Origin of the sequence: Pelomonas dachongensis, from assembly GCF_043555865.1 — a bacterium.
In the GTDB taxonomy this organism is placed as follows: domain Bacteria; phylum Pseudomonadota; class Gammaproteobacteria; order Burkholderiales; family Burkholderiaceae_C; genus Pelomonas; species Pelomonas dachongensis.
Genome location: NZ_JBIGHY010000034.1, coordinates 1 through 882, shown reverse-complemented (window position 1 = coordinate 882; position 882 = coordinate 1). Strand labels below are relative to the sequence as shown.

Genomic DNA, 882 nt, shown 5'->3' with positions numbered 1-882 from the left:
TGGGCACAACGCTGCCATTCGCGGCGCTGCGTCTAAATCGGCGAGCTGACCGGGAGGCTCGACCTGCCCTGGTACCCGGAAGCAGCCGTTCCGACCAGCCGACCAGCCTCTGGCAAACGACGGCCACCGGGTGACTTCTCAGATTTCGGTCTGCTCCGAAATCTCGAGTGCGTCGTCCACTTCGATGCCGAGGTACCGGACCGTCGACTCCAGCTTGGAGTGCCCAAGCAGCAGCTGAACGGCTCGCAAGTTCTTGGTCCGCCGATAGATCAGCGTCGCCTTGGTCCTCCGCATCGAATGCGTCCCGTAGTCGGCAGGGTCAAGCCCGAGTTCTTCCACCCAGCCTTCCAGGATTCGGGCGTACTGCCGTGTTCCGAGATGCGGCGAGCCGTGCATGCGACTTGGGAACAGGAAGTCCTCGGATCGCAGCCCGGCTTGCTTGATCCAGCGCTGCACGGCGTCACGGGTTACTGGCGTGATCTCGAACTGAACGGGGCGCTGCGTCTTGTGCTGCATCACCACCGCCCGACTAGCGACGGCATCACCGTGACAGACATCTCGTACTTTGAGCGCGACGAGGTCGCAGCCCCGAAGCTTGCTGTCGATGCCGAGGTTGAACAACGCGAGCTCGCGCACGCGGTTCTCCATTTGAAGCCGGACCCGAAGTGCCCAGATGTCCTTGACCTTGAATGGTGCCTTCTGGCCGACGATCTTGCCCTTGTTCCAAGGCTCGCGCGACGGGGTGTTGGTTGCTGATCCCATGATGGTCTCCCATCGAGTTGAGGGTCCATCAGCATGCGCCGTTGCGACGCCGACCGTGCAGGCTCCCGCTCCCACGAAGGTCAGCTTTCTGGCGCCTTGATGCTCGTACGCTCTCGGCCA

Annotated in this window: 1 protein-coding gene; it reads right to left on the bottom strand. The window is 62.7% G+C overall.

All coding sequences use genetic code 11. The annotated features are described in order from the left end of the window. Positions 1–138: 138 nt before the first annotated feature. Positions 139–762, bottom strand: a complete 624-nt coding sequence (locus ACG02S_RS26195; protein WP_394473439.1) for a tyrosine-type recombinase/integrase — start codon at positions 760–762, stop codon at positions 139–141. Positions 763–882: the final 120 nt, after the last annotated feature.

Coding starts and splice junctions, on each gene's coding strand:
- ACG02S_RS26195 (WP_394473439.1), bottom strand. CDS start 762: ATGGGATCAGCAACCAACACCCCGTCGCGCGAGCCTTGGAACAAGGGC.